Here is a 15,726-nt window from a genome sequence, read left to right on the forward strand (position 1 = left end):
TGGTCTTCGACCCGGCGGATCGCTGCACGAGTCCGCGCGGAGACGCCGTGGACCCTCAGGACCGGATACTGCCATCGCGGCCGCCATCGCTCTGCGCGGACGGCCCTGGGGCGCCTACGCGGCATCGCCCTTTCGGATCAGCATGAGGCCATCCTGCCACGTGCTGGCCACCTGGGTAGACCCCTGTCCACACGCCCGCCGCGGCAATGTTCCTACTTCTCGGTTCTATGCAGATCTTGGAAGGCGCCTTGGAGGGTTACTGAAGCAGGACCATCTTGCGGAGTAGTTCGAATCCAGATCGCCCGTAAAGTTGCCTCTTGATCTTTTTAACCCTGTTTACGGATCCTTCCGTGCCGCCAGAGCTCCAGTGCACGGTGAGTCCGGCGATCACGGCTTCCAGGTCGGTGGTGGGCCCGTTCGCGAAGCCGGTGATGCCGGGCGGTTGCGCGGCGCGGGCGGTACTGATCCAGTCCGGCAAGTCGGCGCCGGTGCGGCGGGCTAGCATCTGGGCGAAGTCCCGTACGAGGCCGCGGGTTTGATCCAGCTCGGAGCAGGCGTCCAGGACGGCCTTGAGCTGGGTGACTTCGTCCTCGGCGAGGGTGTCGGGGTGGCGGGTGATCCAGCCGACGACCGTGCGCACGGAGGGCGCCGCGCGAGCCGGAGCGGGTGCGTCAGGCCATACGAGGCGGCTGCGGGCCCAGTCTCGCAGGCTGCTGTAGGGCACTTGGTGGCCGCGAGCTGCGAGTTCCTCGCGCAGGTCAATGAGGGTTATCGCGCCGTCGGTTTCGTCGACGCGCCGTTGCAGGTAGGTCTGGTGCACGTCGAGCCGGCTTGAGCGAGTGCGACGTCCGGTGACCATGTCCTGCCAGCGGGTCGCGCGTGCGTATCGCTGCACGGTGTGCCGTCCCCAGCCCAAGTGGCGGGCTATGGCCCGCAACCCCATGCCCTCGCTCAACAGGCCATGGACCAGGGCGTGATGGGCGCGCATCCGCTCAGCCCGCCGCCCCACGGGCACCGCGGTAACGGGCGCCTCGACCTCGCTCTCGGCGTCCTGCGCGCCGGTGGTCTCGCGGTCCGGTGGCGGAACGGCGGTACGCAGGCAGTCACGATGCGCCGCGACGCACTTCTCGACGGCCTGGTTGAGGTTCTGGAGGATGTGGAACCGGTCCGCGACCTGCAGCGCGGCAGGGGCGCCCAGCGCGGCGGCCTCGGCATACGCCCCCGCACGGTCCCTACAGATCACGTCTACGCCTGGGTGTGCCTTCAGCCAGGCCGCCAGTGGTGCCGCCTCGCGGCCGGGCAGGACGTCGATGGGGCGGTGGCGCTCGCCGTCCATGATCACAGTGGCGTACAGGTGCCCGCGGCGGGTCGCGAAATCGTCAACGCCGATCACTCGTGGTGTGCTGAACTGCGGATCCGGCAGGGCCATCACCCGGCGCAGGAGCGTCATCCGCCCCACACCGAGACCCAGTTGGGCTGCCGTCCTCGCGCCAGCCCGCCCCGCCAGTGCAAGCCCGATGGACTCCAGGAGACGGCCGAGCCTGGTGGTGAAACGCGCGTACGGGCAGGTCACCCGGGCGAACGGTTCGACGAACGTGCGGCGCGGACACCCGCTTGTGTCGCAGACGAAACGCCGGTCCCTCAACAGGATCATGACGCTCCACTCGCCGAGCGGGAGGTCTCGCAGTCTGCGCTGATAGGAGCCGTGCACGCGCTCAGAGCGGCGGCCGCAGTCCGGGCAGACCGCCCCGGCCGTGTGCCCTTTGGCCACGATGTCGATCGTCCCGAAGGCAGCGGTTACCTTCTCGACGTCCACCTCATCGATCCCGTCGAACAGGAGCGTCTTCCAGAACACCGCGTCGGTCTGCATGACCGGCACGGTCACCAGCAGCCATCCCGGAGCGCGGAGCTCCGCACCGACTTGATGGAGCGTCAGCAACCGTGGTTGGACGGCACGGCGCACGCGGTCTCACGCAGGAGCAGCCCACCGCATTCGAATGCCATGGTAACCCTCCGCGACCGCTCCACAAGATCTGTGCCAGAGCCCAGCTCAGACCGTTAACGCCACACAGGTGGTCCTGGTCGGTCACGCCATATCCGTGGACGATGGCGAGCAGCCCCGCCAGTGAGGCAGCCAACACACACGATCGAGGTTGCCCTCGGCGCCAACGAATCAACAGCGACGCAAGGATGTGCATCCTCACCCGATCAGCATCGCCCAGATGCCGCGCCTGAGCACAGCCGCAAGGCTGGACTGGTGAAAGAACCAAGCGGGCAATCCTGGCTCGGTGACTGAGGCGGAAGGTGAACATGCCGCGACCGGATGATCCCATGAGCGGGGTAATTGTCGGGCGCTACCAACGTAGACGGTTCGGAGGCTGTCCTGCCCGGCGATGGTCAGATGGCTGTGCGGTGCCAGAGCCCGCGCGGGGCCCTGGATGCGAATGTCCCCTCAGGACGCGGCGTGTGTGTCCTGAGGCTACGGTTCCGCCTTGGTGCAGGCAGTCGGTGTCGAAGAGGACGAGCGTTCCCGGCGGTCCCTGCAGCCCGATGGGGGTGTAGTCCTGATGGCCCTGGGTGATCGGCAGAAGCTCTTCCGGCACGCCCGCCGCCAGGTGGGTTTGCCGGACTGACCTGCTGTGGTGGTGCGTGCCGGGGACGAAAGCCGGTGCTCCCCAGCCCTCGTCCGCCGGGGTCAGGCACAGGTAGGCCTTGAGGGCGTGCTTTCGGTCGTAGTGCAAGGCGGTGACGGGAGTTGCGTGCGGTACGTCGAGGGTCAGGTACGCGAATTGGTTGATGGAGGCGTCGTGGCCGAGGTATGCGGCTGCCACTGCTGCCAGGACGGTGTCTTGGAGGAAGGCCCGTGTGCGGGGAAGGGCATGGGCGGTCGCCGTAGTGAGCCGCACGGCACGGGACGCGATGCCTGGGCGGTAGGCGACTTCGGACACCGCCCTCGGGCCACTGGGAGGAGCAGCAGGCTTGCCTGCCGGCAGGAAGACGTGCTGGTGTTCTGCGAGCAGTTGGTGGAGTACTTCGCTGCTCGTCCACGACGGGGCGGTGGCCACTCCGAACTGACGCAGCAGTATTAGCCAGGAATCCGGGTCGCCGTACTCCTGTGGCGCCAGCCTGGGGAGGGTCCTCATGCGTACCCCCATTGGGAGGCGAGAGCCGTCAGGGTCTCGCCGTGGCCCTGCACGGCTTGGTGGGTGAGGTCGGGAACGCAGCGTATATCGGTGGGAAGGTGCTGCAGCGCGTGTGCAGGCCACTGGATGGGTTTGAGCCGCGTGCTCTGTTCAGCCTGGGACAGGACGGCCGTGGGAGCGGAGACGAGGGCTTCGAGACGGATGACGAAGGCGGACGCGTTCAGGGAGGACAAAACACGGCGTGCATGGGCGAGTGCGGTGCTGACGAAGTGCACGGCTTCGGCGGGCCGCATTCCGTCCACCTGCGATGCGGTGAGCTGGATGACGGTTTCGGCGGGGTGCCGCACGGCGTAGAGGAGGCAGTCCTGGGGGCTGAGGATGCCGGTGACCAGAGGGGAACAGTGGGGGCCGATTTTCACGGCCAGATGGGTCCCGTCGGCGGCCGTGAGCAGCATGGCCTTCCTTACGAGGAGCTGCCATCGCGTACGGGGCAGAGGAGCGGGCATCCACAGCCGTCCGTACACGGGGATCGTGACCGATCGCGCCTGGGCCGAGGCGAGAAGGGCCCGGGCAGCTTCCTTGCCGGTGTCGGATCCCGCGTCCAGGCGGCTGACCACCTCCGTCAGGGCTTGCGCCGCGCGCCGGGGGAGCCAGTTCTGTCCGTCGTCTGGGGCGTGGGCCAGCAAGCGATTCAGTGCGGCGATCATCGGGACGTTCCAGAGGGGTGCCGTAGTAACGGACGGGTGGGCGGTCAAGGTCTTGAGGGCGGAGTCGGCTCCTGACCGGCCCGGTCCGGCGGCCACGAAGACGATGGTGTCGGGTTCAGTCTCGGTCTCGGCCACTGCTCTTCTCCTGTGCGCTCACGTGTGCATGGACCGTGTCGCGGATGGTGGTGAGCGGCGGGCGGGGTGTGACACCGGCATGGGTGCACAGCGCCGCCCACCGAGCCGGGTCCGCGGGGGGAGGGTGATGGCTGGCGGGAAGGCGGGTTCGGGTGAGTCGGATGCGGCGGCCCGTGGTCTCGCGCACAGCTTGGGCTGTGGCGTGGGCGAGGGCGGCCAGGTCCAGTGGGCCGGATGTGGCGTCGATGGGTCCCGTCCCCGGCCAGGCCAACAACGGGTCGGTGACGGCCGCCATGACGGCCGACGCTTCGCGAACGTCGAGGAAGTCGACGCGGCGGTCCTGCGAGGGGATGGTGATGGTTCCGGTGCGCAAGGCCGCATCCGCCATCCGCGTCACGAAGGATCCGCCCAGGCCGGCGGGGGACGGACCGGCCAGGACCGTCATACGGATGATGCGCAGCGGCCCGGGGTGCAGGGCCGCTGCCTGCTCGGCGGTGCGTTTGCTGCGAGCGTAGTCGTCCTGCTGGTCCGGTGGGGCGGTGACGGCGCGTGAAGAGGCGGGCACTACGACGGGTTCGGGGCCGATGGCCTGTAACAACGTTGCCAGCACGGCTACGTTGGCGTGCCATAGCTCGTGCGCGGGACGGGAGCGCACAGCCCCGGCACAGTGGATGACAGCGTGGCAGCGGACAGATCCCGGCGTCAGCCTCTCCAGCCTGCCTAAAGCGGCCCGATACTCCATGCCGACGGTGTGCAGATGGTGGGTTACGGTGCTGCCGAGGTACCCGCGGCATCCCGTTACCGCCACGCTCATGAGGCTGCCTGCCCGTCCTTCATGGGCGCGGCCGGAGCTCGGTGCTGCAGATCATGCGTGTCGATGACGAGCCCCGGCGCGGGAGGCTGTGCTGGTGAGGGTGGCTGTTTCAGCACGCAGGCCGCGTAGAGCTGGTCGAGCTCGTTGAACCCCAGCCGTGCCCGCAGGCCCGTAAGGCCAGTGGGCCGTGCGTTGATTTCGAAGAAGCGGATGCTTGCGTTCGATGTACGTCGGCCTTGCAGGTTCCAGGCACCCCAAGCGCTGTGCCGGATTAGGGCCTTGTACGCCTGGGCGGCGACGTCGGCAGCGTCGATGACCTCTACGAGGCGGGGGATGCCCTGCTGCAGGTTGTTACGGGTGACGAAGCATCCCAAGTTGTGGCCGAGCGGGCCGATCAGGAGCTGTACGGAGTATTCGCCGTCCTGAGCCTGCGGATCGTTGCTGTCCCAGGGGCGGCGGTCGCGGGGATCGAGCGGCAGGATCTCCTGGGCGATGTCCTGGCCCGGGGAGAATCGTGCGCGCAACTCGGCGGCGCCGTGCACGAACCGCACACCGCGGGAAGCGTTGCCGTAGCGCGGCTTGATCAGCAGCGGGTATCCGATCTGCTCGGCCAGCTCCAACGCGTCCTGCATTGCGGCTGCCGTCCGCGCCATCGACAGCGCGGAGCCGGTCAGCAGCAGCGGTGTCGCGGCCTTGTCGTAGGCTTGTTGCACGGCCGGGCCTGGGCCGGAGGCGACTGAGCTGCCCCATTCGGTCAGCCGCTCACCCAGCTCGCCCACTGCGGCCGCATCCTCGTCGCGGCCGGGAACCACCAGGCAGGGCCCGGTCTCTGCAACGGTGGCGAGGACCTTGTCCTGGAAGAGAGCCCGCTTGCGCGTCGCAGGACACGACAGCGTGGAGGCGCCGGTGAGCATGCGAGAGGGCAGCGCACTCAGCCCCGTCACGGAGTAGACGTGTGAACTGGCCTGCGCCGCCTGCTGGACTGCCACGCCGACCCCGCTGGCGGCGCTGGTCAGTACGATCTTGCGCGGCGCGGCCACTACCGCGACCTCAATGCAAGATACCGGGCGCGTCCGTAGTACGTCCGTGCCGCGCGTCGGTACACCGCCGCCGCAGGGGCTTTGAGGGGCCAGTCAGTGTCGGGATACCAGGCTTCCAAGGACCGTCCCATATCCAGATAGGAGTCACCAGGGCGCGAGCGGAACAGCCGTGCGATGAGCCACTGGGCGCACGTGCCCAGCTCAAACAGATACAACCGGGGCCGGGTCGAGGTGACGGACTCCAACTGGGCGAGCAACTGGTGGCGGATGGCATACGTGCGCAGAGCCGGCAGAACAGGATCGCTGAACAGCGAACCGTCAGGACGCCGGTCCGGCCATGCCGGCGAAGCAAGGAAGGTGAAGTGATCTGGATCAAGGTGCCAGCGGGCCGCCAGATCCCGCATCTTCTCGGGTGCCACGACCACGACGTGGTACTGGCGGGCGATCTGCGGGAGTTCCAGCAGACGGAGGGAGACAAGCCCCTGTGTCAGTGTCTGCGCGAACTGGAAGGGACGATCACTGAGGTCAAACCGCTCGATCAGATCGCTGTAGGAGTAGTCCCATTGCCAGTAACTCAGCAAACGCGGATCGACTCCGGCCCGCAGCCAGAAGGCCGGCTTGCGTAACTTGCCGGTCAGGTAATCCAGGTCCAGACTGATCGTCTGGATCCACCGCGGATCACGCGGAGGGTTGACCACGTCGTCCAAAATCTCCTCCAAGTACGCCAGGTAGGCCCGGCGTTCACGGGTGACCGCAGGGCTCGGCTCGGCAGCTCGCTTGAATATCATCTGGTCGCAGCGGCGCCAATCGTCCGCCGCCCAACCGCCCGTGGCCAGGAGGGACAAGTGGTCCCAGATACCGTGTGTCCTCTTGGCAAACGCGATCCCGCCGCCTGAGTCAAGACGCGCCAGAAGCTCGTCGCAGGGCGGGTTACGCACCCACAGCGTCGCCCGGCCGCTCATGCGACGGCCTCGGCCACGAGCCTGCCGACGCGCTCAACGGTGGCGAGGGGGATGTCCCCCCACAGAGGCAGACACAGCACATCCTCTGCGGCAGCGTCCGCGACCGGTGTCGGACTCGGGCACAAAGCTCCCTTACTGCGGTATTGCTGACTGAAGTACCGCCTGCTGTCGACGCCATGACGGTCCAGGAACACGCTCACCTTGTCCGCCAGAGGAGCCGTCCCGGCCCGCAGTCGGGCGACGGCATACGCGTGATTGCTGTTCACCGTATCCGCGGGCCATAGCAAGCGGACCGAGGACACGTCCTTCAGTAACTCCCGATACACCGCAGCCGCCTGCGCACGTCCGGCGACTTCCACGTCGAGCGTCCGCAGCAGCGACAGCCCTACCGCGGCCTGAAGTTCGTTCATTTTGGCGTTCGTTCCGTACTCCTGTGCACCGCCTGACTCACCGAGACCGAAGTTGCGCAGGCGGCGGACTGCCTCGGCGGCGTCGTCGTGCGGAGTGCACACCGCACCGCCTTCGATGGTGTGCATCACTTTGGTGGCATGGAAGCTGACAGCGCTCGCATCACCGAACGCCGTGACAGGGACGCCGTCGACGCGTACGCCCACCGCTGGCGCGGCGTCGTAGACCAGCGCCAGACCGTAACGGCTGGCGAGCAACTGTAGAGCCGCAACGTCAGCGGGGTGACCGAAGGTGTGGACCGCCACAATGGCGCAGGTGCGCGGCGTAACCAAAGCGGCCGCCGATGCCGGATCCAGCGTCAGCCAGCGGGGCTCCACGTCGGCCAGGACCGGGACGAGCCCATTCCAGCGCAACGCCTGAAGCGTCGCTGGAAACGTGAAGGCAGGCGTGATCACCTCGCCGTCTAGCTGCAGCGCCCGGCACGCCAGTTGCAAGGCCATCGTCCCGCTGGATGTCGCGGCGACGTTGTCCCAACCGAGGTCCTTGTGCAGCGCGGCCTCGAATCGGCGCAGCACCGGACCGTCATTGGTCAATCGCCCGCTCGCCCAGATTCCCTCCACCAGCGCCGACCACTCCCCGGACGAGGGAGCACGAGGATGAACCAGCGGAATACGCCCGCTCCCCCCGAGACCATCACCGCTCACCGGCTTTCCGCCGAAACGCCGTAGCCGTAGCACTCCATCTCCCGGGCGACTTCAGCGTGCATCCGCGCCAACTCCTGGCCGGGCAGCGACACCGTGCGATCCTCAGAAGGCCGGATCTCGCTGCTTGCCCAATCCAGCCAGGCTGCGGCAGGGGGCAGCTGAAGAAACGCCCGTACCTCGTCAAGAACACGCCGGGGAGCGGCGACCAGATGCTCGTGCCGCACCATCAGAACCCGCTCATCGTCGACCGCGGCCTCGCGCCAGGTACGGAAATAGGCCGCCGTAAAAGCAGCCGCCTCGACCGGATCCGGCGGCCCCCAGTCCCGCCGGGTGTGGGAGAGCGCGACATGCGCCGGGTGACGCACCATGACTACCACCCGGCAGCCCGGCAGACACTGATGCAGCCGACGAACATACTGCGCGTTGCTGGGGGTCTTCTCACACAGGTACGGACGCGAAGGATCCAACGCGGCAGCACGCAAGGCCGAGATCAAAAACGCACCGAACAGGGGGGCGAGTTCCCCCGACGACAACGCAGACGGCAACGGCAGCCGCGGCTGGCCGACCAGCCGCACCACCGGAGCGCCAAGGCCGGCGACGAGACCCTCAAGCGCCGCCCCTACCTCCGGTGTGTCCCCGAGCGTCTCCCGCACATGACGCGCGAACCCGGCCAAAGCGATGCTAGCTGCGGCAGGCGTGTAGCCAGCGTCCGCATCAAGCATCGGCCAGACTTCGCTGATCGCCTCCAGCATCCGTGTCTCGCCGCCGCCGACGGCACTCACCTGGGGATGGCTGCACAGCAGACGCTTGACCACACTGGTTCCCGTCCGCCCGTGCACGCCCCCGACGAAGAACAATCGCGGTGTCGGACTTCCACCTTCGACAGACGCCTCCTGCACGTTCGCGACCTCCAGACCAGCCGGTTCCCTGCGCATCCACTTGCCGGGTCGGGACACACGACGTGTCCGAAGAGCATCACTGGGTGACGAGTGTGCCACCGCTTGCGCATCGAACTCCAGACCGCGGGCGCAGGATCAACAACGCTGGCATCGGCAACGACCGTGCACGCCACACCATTTGAACAACGGCGTTCTGGCATCACCCGAGGCTGCTGGCGGGCGCGCGGATTCCAGACTGTAGCTATGTCTGTGACCGAGGATCCTAGTTGGCGGGTGGCGCTCCCCTCTGTGCAGCTCGTTTGCCGGTGGAGGGAGCTGGTTGGCGGATCTTGAGGGCGACAGTTGGCGGGCCGGGATCCCTGTTGATCACGGTGTGTGACTGACGGTCGCGATCAGTTGGCTGGCGTGGTCTTCGAGGGCCCTGCAAAGGCTGACGGAGGGGATGGGTTGTTCTTGCGATTCCCAGCGTCGGAGGAGGGCCAAGTGCGGCAGATCGTCGGTCTGTGATCGGTCGTGGGGCCGCATTGGTGGCTGGAAGACCGGTGCGAGGGCGAACTCGCTGCCGGTGACGTAGCTCCAGACGAAGGCGGATGCGCACTCTCGCGTGCGTTCTGTCGGCTTGGGGCCTCTGCCTCGACGGTGAAGTCGGCAAAGCTCGTCCCAGGTCCTGTCGTCGATGGATCATCGGGAGAACTGCGCGCGTCGGGCCCAGTAGTCGATGCTCTCCTGGCCCTCTCCTGGCGGCGACCTGGTGGTCGGAGAGCTGCGGCGCCCCCCGCGCATGCCCCCGTGGCTGCGAGGACCGGGCGGTCGGTGGTCTGTGGCCCAGGCGCCGGGAAGGTGGCTGCGGTCGTGGCTCTGGGGGTGGCGGACGCGCATCGCGAGCGGCCCTCCATGGCGTGCCAACACCGTCCTTTCCGGTCGGTGATCACGGCGGCGATACACAGGCGTAATGGAGTTGATGCCGTAGTTACCCCGAACTCCGCTCGCGCATCGGCCGCCTGGTGGTGATGGGTGGAGCGGCATCGGGCGGCAACGTGACCGCAACGGCAGAATTCAATGTGTGGAGCGACCCCGAGGCAGCTCGACGCGTCCTCGTCGAATCCGACGTGCCGACGACGCTGGTCCCCGTCGACCTGACCCACCGGGCCTGGGTGAGCGACGACTGGCTCAAGACGCTCGCCGCTTCTGGACCCGCCGGAGCTTCCCTAGTCTCCGTCTGTGCCCCGTACCGAGCCCACTACCAGCAAGAACTCGGAGTGGACGGCCTTGTTCTGCATGATGCGGTAGCCGTCGCCGAGGCGATCTGGCCCGGCACACTGAAGTGCCGGCGGCTGGCAGTCGATGTGGCGTGCGACTCCACGCCGGCACGCGGCGCCACCCTTATAGACACCCGTTCCGGATACGACGACGCACGGGTCGGACGCGAGATCGACGTCGCACTCGACGCGGACATCGACGCTCTGCGCGACCTCCTGCTCGACAGGCTGAGCAGCCACTCATGACCGCCGCCCAGTCCGCGCACCGGGCCCGTCTTTCAGGCATGGCGGTCTGACGGCGCCACCGCACCTGCTGCCACGCACATCGTGCAAGCCTCCATTCTCAAGGGATCTGTACAGCCCTCAGCCGCCTCCGCTACGTTGATGATCAGAATCGGGCTCGTCGACGCGTTGGTGGCTGGGTGGCGCGTCCCCTCGACGTGCCCGACGGAGACAACGTGTCCTACCGCTCCCTGCTACGTGTTGCAGGCGTCGGCTTCTTCCCCCTGGGATTCCTGGCCCGCCTGCCGTACGCGACCTCAGCCCTGTCCACCCTCATCCTGCTCCAGGCAGCGACCCACAGCTACGCCTTCGCCGGTCTCGCCAGCGCAGCCCAGAGCATCGCCATCGCCATCGGCGGCCCCCTGGTGGGAGCCCTAACCGACCGTCACGGCCACCGGACCGTCGGAACAGCTGCTGCGATCGCCAACTTTGCAGCATGGTCGGCCCTGCTGGCCGCCAGCCACGGCAGCCGGGCGAGCATGCTCGCCGCCGCCGCGCTGGTGGGCCTGACCCAGCCCCAGGTCGGCCCCCTCGTACGGGTGCACTGGTCACGACTGCTGCAGTCCCGCAACGAACACCACCTGCTGTCCCCGGCTCTGTCCTACGAGGCGTCCGCCGACGAACTGAGCTTCGTCGCCGGCCCTGCGTTCGTCGGCCTGCTCGCCTCCCTCAGCCCTCTCGCGCCCACGGTCGCGACGATGGCTCTGCTCGCAGCAAGCACCCTCCCCTTTGCCCTCATCTACGCCGACCCCACCACACGCCAGCAGCCGACACATCGCCAGGAGAAGCCTCACCTGCCCCGCCGCCCCCTGGCCGTCATGTTTCTCGCCATGGTCGCCATGGGGGCGATCTTCGGCGCAGTCCAGACGGCCGTCACCGTCTACGCCAGCACGATCGGAGAGCCCGGTGCTTCCGGACTCGTCTACGCCGAGTTCGGCATCGGCAGCGCCCTTGCAGGCGCCGCCTGCGCCTGGCTCCCGCAGAAGTTCTCCCTGCACGCCCGCTACGTCTCCTTCGCCGCGCTCCTCTGCGCGGGCATGCTGATCCTCTTCATCAGCGCACAACTGGTGTCCGTCCCCGCCGCTGTCGCGGTCGCAAGCTTCACCGTCGCCCCCTACATGATCAGCCTGTACGCGCTGACCGAACGCCTCGCCCCCGCCGAACGGGCCGCGGTCGCCATGACCATCCTGTGCGCCGGCGGCCCCCTCGGCACAGCTGCCGGACAAGCCGTCTCCGGCAGCCTCGCAGACACCCACGGCGTCAACGGCGCGCTCCTGGTCGCTCTCATCGTCGCAGCGGGCGCACTTCTCCTCGCGCTCTCGGCATTCCTGGCCGACCGACAACGCAACATCTGGATCATCGACACCACACCCGCGACGCCTCCGGTGGTCCAAGAGCACTCCGGACAGTCGCAGAACGCTCATTGAGAGTTGGACGACTGCGCCCATACATTGCGGCGCGGCCGGACGAAGCGTGGCCCCTGGGCGACCATCTGCGAGCCCACATAGGTTGGCTCGGTGGCCTCGTGCAGAACGAGGCCACCGAGCAGTGTGCTACTTGAACCAGTAGCGGACGCCGTGGTGGTGGGAGCAGGTGCCCTGTGAGTGCCGGGAGTAGGACAGGGAAACGTCCATGCATTTCGCCGTCTCGTACTTGTCCGCGGGCGTCTTGTGGTGCGTCCAGCCGCACACCCCGGTGGTGTGGTGGACGCAGTTGTGAGCGGTGTTCGTGGACGGCAGTGTCGCCGCGGACGCGGTCGGCGCGCTGAAGAAGACGCCGGCGACGGCGACAGCAACGGCGCAGGCAGCAAGACGAATACGCACAGGATCCCCCGTTGAAGCTGAGCAAGTGCAGCGCGAGCTTATAGCGCTCGCACCTGCCTCCCCGCGTGACCTTTGCCCCTGGGCCATGGGCCGGCCAAGGGGCCAGTGGACGACTTCCTCTGCCACGGCGCCTGGAGATCGTGAAAGCCGTCGCCCAGCACCTGACAGCGCACGCCGAGCCGGTCGGCAAACGCATCACTGCCCGCATCGCCCTCACAGACAGCCCCGGCCCGGACACCGTGTAGCCGCACGCGCCGCCCAGCGAAACGCCGCAGCCGAGCCTCGACGAAGAGCCGCTGTCACCGGTGGCGCGCGAGGCATCCCTAGAACAGCAGCGGCAGCCGCGCAGCCCGAGTGAGCCCGGCCGGCGCGTAGTCGACCGGGCTCCCGGACGAAGGGGGAGGCCCACATTTACGCACCCGTGCCTTCGCGCCTTCGACTCCCCGTCCCCCCCGGCCAGCCATGTCCGCTCCCGGCCATCGGTACGTCGGCGGCGGGCAAGCACGGGAAGCTGCCGTTCTGACAGCTGCTGCGGTACAGCCGCCCCGCCGCACGGTGCTAGCCGGCCGAGTCCCCGCGGTTGACCTGTCCGGCGAGTTCCGTTGGTCGGGTGGCCGTTTGGTTATGGTGCCGGGGCGCCCGCGTCACCGTGGTGCAGGTCGGCCCCGCCACATTCCCCTAGCGGCGGGCCGACCTTTGTCCAGCCTCGGAGCTTCGTACCGGCTCCGCCGCATCCCAGCGCGCACCGCACGTGGCACCCGTTCGGGCGACGGCGGCTGTTACGCGCTTCCAGGCCGTGGCCCGTCGGCCGAAGGCGCCCGTGCAACCAGCTTGCGGCGGCGGGCCCGCCTATTCCGCGGTACCCACTCATGACAAAACGTCAGTTCGTCATGTTCATCGTATACGTGAATGTTCCATGTGAGAGTCACAGAAATATCCGTGATTCGTCGCGTCCTTCGCGTTTCCCTCACCTCGTGCCGGTGAGCGGGCAGGGTGTGGGTGTGCGGCCGACCGGCCGCCAACCCGCACCACACACCCCTTCTGACCTGCGGTTATCGTGCCGTCCGGTCTGTGGGTGTCCGGCCCCGTGAAGGGGGACTTCGTGTCCGTTTTTGTGACTGCCCGCCGTGTGACCGCTGCCGCTGCCGTGGCTGCCGCCTGTGTGGGTGGGCTCGCGCTGCCCGCCGCGGCCGCCGGCCAGCCCACCACCCGCCCGCACGACCGTGCGGTGGTGATCAGCGACGTGCAGTACGACTCTCCAGGTCGCGACGATGGCACCAACTGGTCGCTGAACAAGACACCTCAGGTTCTTAGCCCGTCAAGCTGAGGGCTTCAAGCCGCTGTGTAGCCTGACGGCCCGTTCGAATTAGTGAGGGCTGAGGGTGGGCGACACAGGTCGGCATGCGGGGATCCAGCTTCCCAAGGGGTCCTGGTGGGACTGGGACGTGCTTTCCTGGAACGCCGGGCAACTCCGGCTTGCTGCTGGTCATGATCTGACTTACCACCATGGTCTGGAGCTGGTCTTCGACGATCCGCTCTTCGTCAGTTGCCCGTCGAGTTTTCAAGATCCAATGTTCCGGGCCCCATCACCTGATGAGCTGCTGAAGGCTGCCCGTCGACTCGGCAGAGAAGTGCCCGTCGTGGTCGCCTTCGAGGCCGATGCCGGCGGGCAGGAGCCTGTCCCATGCCTCATCGCCGCCGAGCGACTTGAGATCGTCCAGGAGACGGTCTTGAGGTATTGGCGCGAGGACGCGGCACCTGGCCAGCGCTTCGCTCCCTGGGTGCAGCCTCCAGGCCGATAGAGACCCCCGCCTATCCCGCAGCCCTGCGAATCTCGTCCGAGGAGGACGGGAAGGCGATTTCCTCGTCGAATCGCTGACTCTGCTGGAGGCAGTGGTAGAGCTGTCCGAGCAGACGATTGAAGAGGTTCCGCTGAGCCGATGCGTGCCAGTCACCGTGTTCGTCGCGACGTCTGCGGTAGTGGATTTTGGCGCCGGGCGAGGCGTTGGGCGCTGAGAAGGCCCAGAGGTAGCCGACGTGGTTGAGGCGGTCGTTTTTCACCCACCGTCGGGTGACGCTCGACTTCTTGCCTGAGGCGCGCGTGACGGGTGAGGCGCCAGCGTAAGCCTTGAGACCGCGGGCATCTGCGAACCGCTGGCGATCGTCGCCGATCTCGGCCAGCACCCGGGCGCCGAGTTGGGTGCCGAGGCCGGGGAAGCTGAGGATGACCTCAGCGTCCGGGTGCCGAGGGAACACTTCAGCCACCGCTTCTTCGAGGTCGTTGGCTGCCTTGGAGGCGGCTTCCAGCTGGAGCAGGAGGGCGAGCATCTGCTTGCCGAGCGCGTCTTCGACCAGCTGGGGTTGGTGAGCCCAGTCGGCCTGGAGGATGTCACGAAGCCGGTCAGCCTCCGCAGCGATGCCTCGTTGACGGCCGGCTCGCTTGAGGGCGGCCTGAAGCTGTGCGCGGGATAGCTTTGCGGCCCGAGTTGGAGTGGGGGCGAGACGGAGAAGTTCGCGGGCCTCAGGCCGGCATAGGCCCTTCTTCCATGACTCAGCGGCGATGAGGGCTGCGGGATAGTACTCCCGCAGCAGTGAGCGGAGTTGGTTGGCTATCTGCTGGCGGTTCCAGACGGCATCCTGCTGGGCGCGAGCGAGAACGGCGACGGCGCGGGCCAGCTCACTGTCCTGCGGCAGTGGGCGGTGGGCATGCATGTCGGTACGCAGGATGTTCGCCAGGACCAGGGCGTCGCCGGGGTCGGACTTCTTGCGGGAGACGGAATGCCGGTCGCGGTAACGGGCGGCAGCCATCGGATTGATCGCGAATACCTTGCGCTTACCCACCCGCAGCACTGCGACCAGCAGGCCGCGGGAGGTCTCGATCGCGACCGGGATCGGGTTCTCCACGGAGTCGCCGTACTCGACGAGCAGATCCAGGAGGATCCGATAGCCGGCAGCGTCGTCGGTGATGTGCCGTTTGGCGAGTAACTGGCCGCTGTCGTCGACCAAGGCGATGTCATGAGTGCGCTCGGCCCAGTCGATGCCGCAGTAGATCAAGGTAATCCCCTCCGCCGTGCCTCTGCCTTCCACGAGCTCACGCGGGCCACGCAGCGACCTAATCCCAGGACTCAGCCCTTCACGGCCGGTCCGCCACCTCAGTAGCTGTTCGTGGCACCAGCTCGCCCCACGGGCCTCGGTCTATGCGGGAGCTCGGACGGCTCAGGCCTATTGAGAGGTCACCGTGGGGTGGGCTCGTCCCACCAACACCAACGAATGATCAAGGCGCGGTGTTGACGCGGCGCTGGACGGCACCGATCTATCTCAAGCGTTCGAGCCTTGCTGTGGCGGTGGCCGGCGAGTGCCAAGACGTGCTCCGTCTGTCCGAAGGCCTCGTGGGCCAAGCCGACCGTATGCATCCACCCGGCGTCCCGTTTGGCCACCGCCACTCGAACGTCCCTGCCGGACTCCTCGTCCTGCTGGACCGCTCTTAACTACGGATTAGGAGTGGGTGGACGTCACCAACACCTCGCGGCGGCCGGTGAACCTGGACGGC

13 protein-coding genes and 1 pseudogene are annotated in these 15,726 nt (G+C 67.6%); 4 read left to right on the plus strand and 10 right to left on the minus strand.

The window, feature by feature from the left end; genetic code table 11:
• Window positions 1-256: 256 nt before the first annotated feature.
• From MB828_RS41310 to MB828_RS41340, 8 genes are all read right to left on the minus strand, one after another.
• Window positions 257-1,870, minus strand: coding sequence for an ISL3 family transposase (locus MB828_RS41310; protein WP_301652646.1), 1,614 nt, complete (start codon window positions 1,868-1,870; stop codon window positions 257-259).
• Window positions 1,871-2,354: 484 nt separating this feature from the next.
• Window positions 2,355-3,155: a phytanoyl-CoA dioxygenase family protein gene (locus MB828_RS47065; protein WP_430381502.1), complete on the minus strand. Its 801-nt coding sequence runs from the start codon at window positions 3,153-3,155 to the stop codon at window positions 2,355-2,357.
• A complete protein-coding gene (locus MB828_RS41315; RefSeq protein WP_301652647.1) occupies window positions 3,140-3,985 on the minus strand; it encodes a hypothetical protein in 846 nt (281 codons plus the stop codon). The genes MB828_RS47065 and MB828_RS41315 overlap by 16 nt, the downstream gene beginning before the upstream one ends.
• Complete coding sequence (locus MB828_RS41320) at window positions 3,966-4,799, minus strand: NAD-dependent epimerase/dehydratase family protein (protein ID WP_343236242.1); 834 nt, start codon at window positions 4,797-4,799, stop codon at window positions 3,966-3,968. Before MB828_RS41320 ends, MB828_RS41315 begins: the two co-directional genes overlap by 20 nt.
• Complete coding sequence (locus MB828_RS41325; RefSeq protein ID WP_301652649.1) at window positions 4,796-5,839, minus strand: hypothetical protein; 1,044 nt, start codon at window positions 5,837-5,839, stop codon at window positions 4,796-4,798. Before MB828_RS41325 ends, MB828_RS41320 begins: the two co-directional genes overlap by 4 nt.
• A complete protein-coding gene (locus MB828_RS41330) occupies window positions 5,839-6,801 on the minus strand; it encodes a hypothetical protein (protein ID WP_301652650.1) in 963 nt (320 codons plus the stop codon). The genes MB828_RS41325 and MB828_RS41330 overlap by 1 nt, the downstream gene beginning before the upstream one ends.
• Entirely contained in the window at window positions 6,798-7,829 is a 1,032-nt protein-coding gene (locus MB828_RS41335) for a DegT/DnrJ/EryC1/StrS family aminotransferase (RefSeq protein ID WP_301652651.1), read from the minus strand. Before MB828_RS41335 ends, MB828_RS41330 begins: the two co-directional genes overlap by 4 nt.
• Before the next feature lie 80 nt (window positions 7,830-7,909).
• On the minus strand, window positions 7,910-8,848 hold the full coding sequence (locus tag MB828_RS41340; RefSeq protein WP_343236243.1) for a sulfotransferase family protein: 939 nt from the start codon (window positions 8,846-8,848) through the stop codon (window positions 7,910-7,912).
• Window positions 8,849-9,789: 941 nt separating this feature from the next.
• Here MB828_RS41340 and MB828_RS41345 point away from each other — a divergent pair.
• Window positions 9,790-10,317: pseudogene (locus MB828_RS41345) on the plus strand (nucleoside hydrolase); the annotation flags it as partial.
• A gap of 212 nt (window positions 10,318-10,529) precedes the next feature.
• Complete coding sequence (locus MB828_RS41350) at window positions 10,530-11,780, plus strand: MFS transporter (protein WP_301652653.1); 1,251 nt, start codon at window positions 10,530-10,532, stop codon at window positions 11,778-11,780.
• A 126-nt stretch (window positions 11,781-11,906) separates the two neighbouring features.
• Here MB828_RS41350 and MB828_RS41355 read toward each other — a convergent pair whose 3' ends face one another.
• Window positions 11,907-12,176, minus strand: coding sequence for a DUF3761 domain-containing protein (locus tag MB828_RS41355; protein ID WP_301652654.1), 270 nt, complete (start codon window positions 12,174-12,176; stop codon window positions 11,907-11,909).
• Between the two features lie 1,102 nt (window positions 12,177-13,278).
• On the opposite strand from MB828_RS41355, the gene MB828_RS41365 reads away from it, so the two are divergent.
• Window positions 13,279-13,503 (plus strand): hypothetical protein, encoded by a 225-nt coding sequence (locus MB828_RS41365; RefSeq protein ID WP_301652655.1) that lies wholly within the window; start codon window positions 13,279-13,281, stop codon window positions 13,501-13,503.
• Between the two features lie 55 nt (window positions 13,504-13,558).
• On the plus strand, window positions 13,559-13,978 hold the full coding sequence (locus MB828_RS41370; RefSeq protein WP_301652656.1) for a hypothetical protein: 420 nt from the start codon (window positions 13,559-13,561) through the stop codon (window positions 13,976-13,978).
• A 10-nt stretch (window positions 13,979-13,988) separates the two neighbouring features.
• Here MB828_RS41370 and MB828_RS41375 read toward each other — a convergent pair whose 3' ends face one another.
• Complete coding sequence (locus MB828_RS41375; protein WP_301652657.1) at window positions 13,989-15,230, minus strand: IS110 family transposase; 1,242 nt, start codon at window positions 15,228-15,230, stop codon at window positions 13,989-13,991.
• Between the last annotated feature and the right edge of the window lie 496 nt (window positions 15,231-15,726).

Source organism: Streptomyces arenae (genome assembly GCF_022343545.1).
GTDB lineage: Bacteria > Actinomycetota > Actinomycetes > Streptomycetales > Streptomycetaceae > Streptomyces > Streptomyces humi.

Excerpts from the sequence above, each read along its gene's own strand:
- MB828_RS41330 (WP_301652650.1), bottom strand. The coding sequence starts at position 6,801 with ATGAGCGGCCGGGCGACGCTGTGGGTGCGTAACCCGCCCTGCGACGAG.
- MB828_RS41320 (WP_343236242.1), bottom strand. The coding sequence starts at position 4,799 with ATGAGCGTGGCGGTAACGGGATGCCGCGGGTACCTCGGCAGCACCGTA.
- MB828_RS41310 (WP_301652646.1), bottom strand. The coding sequence starts at position 1,870 with ATGCAGACCGACGCGGTGTTCTGGAAGACGCTCCTGTTCGACGGGATC.
- MB828_RS47065 (WP_430381502.1), bottom strand. The coding sequence starts at position 3,155 with ATGGGGGTACGCATGAGGACCCTCCCCAGGCTGGCGCCACAGGAGTAC.
- MB828_RS41340 (WP_343236243.1), bottom strand. The coding sequence starts at position 8,848 with ATGCGCAGGGAACCGGCTGGTCTGGAGGTCGCGAACGTGCAGGAGGCG.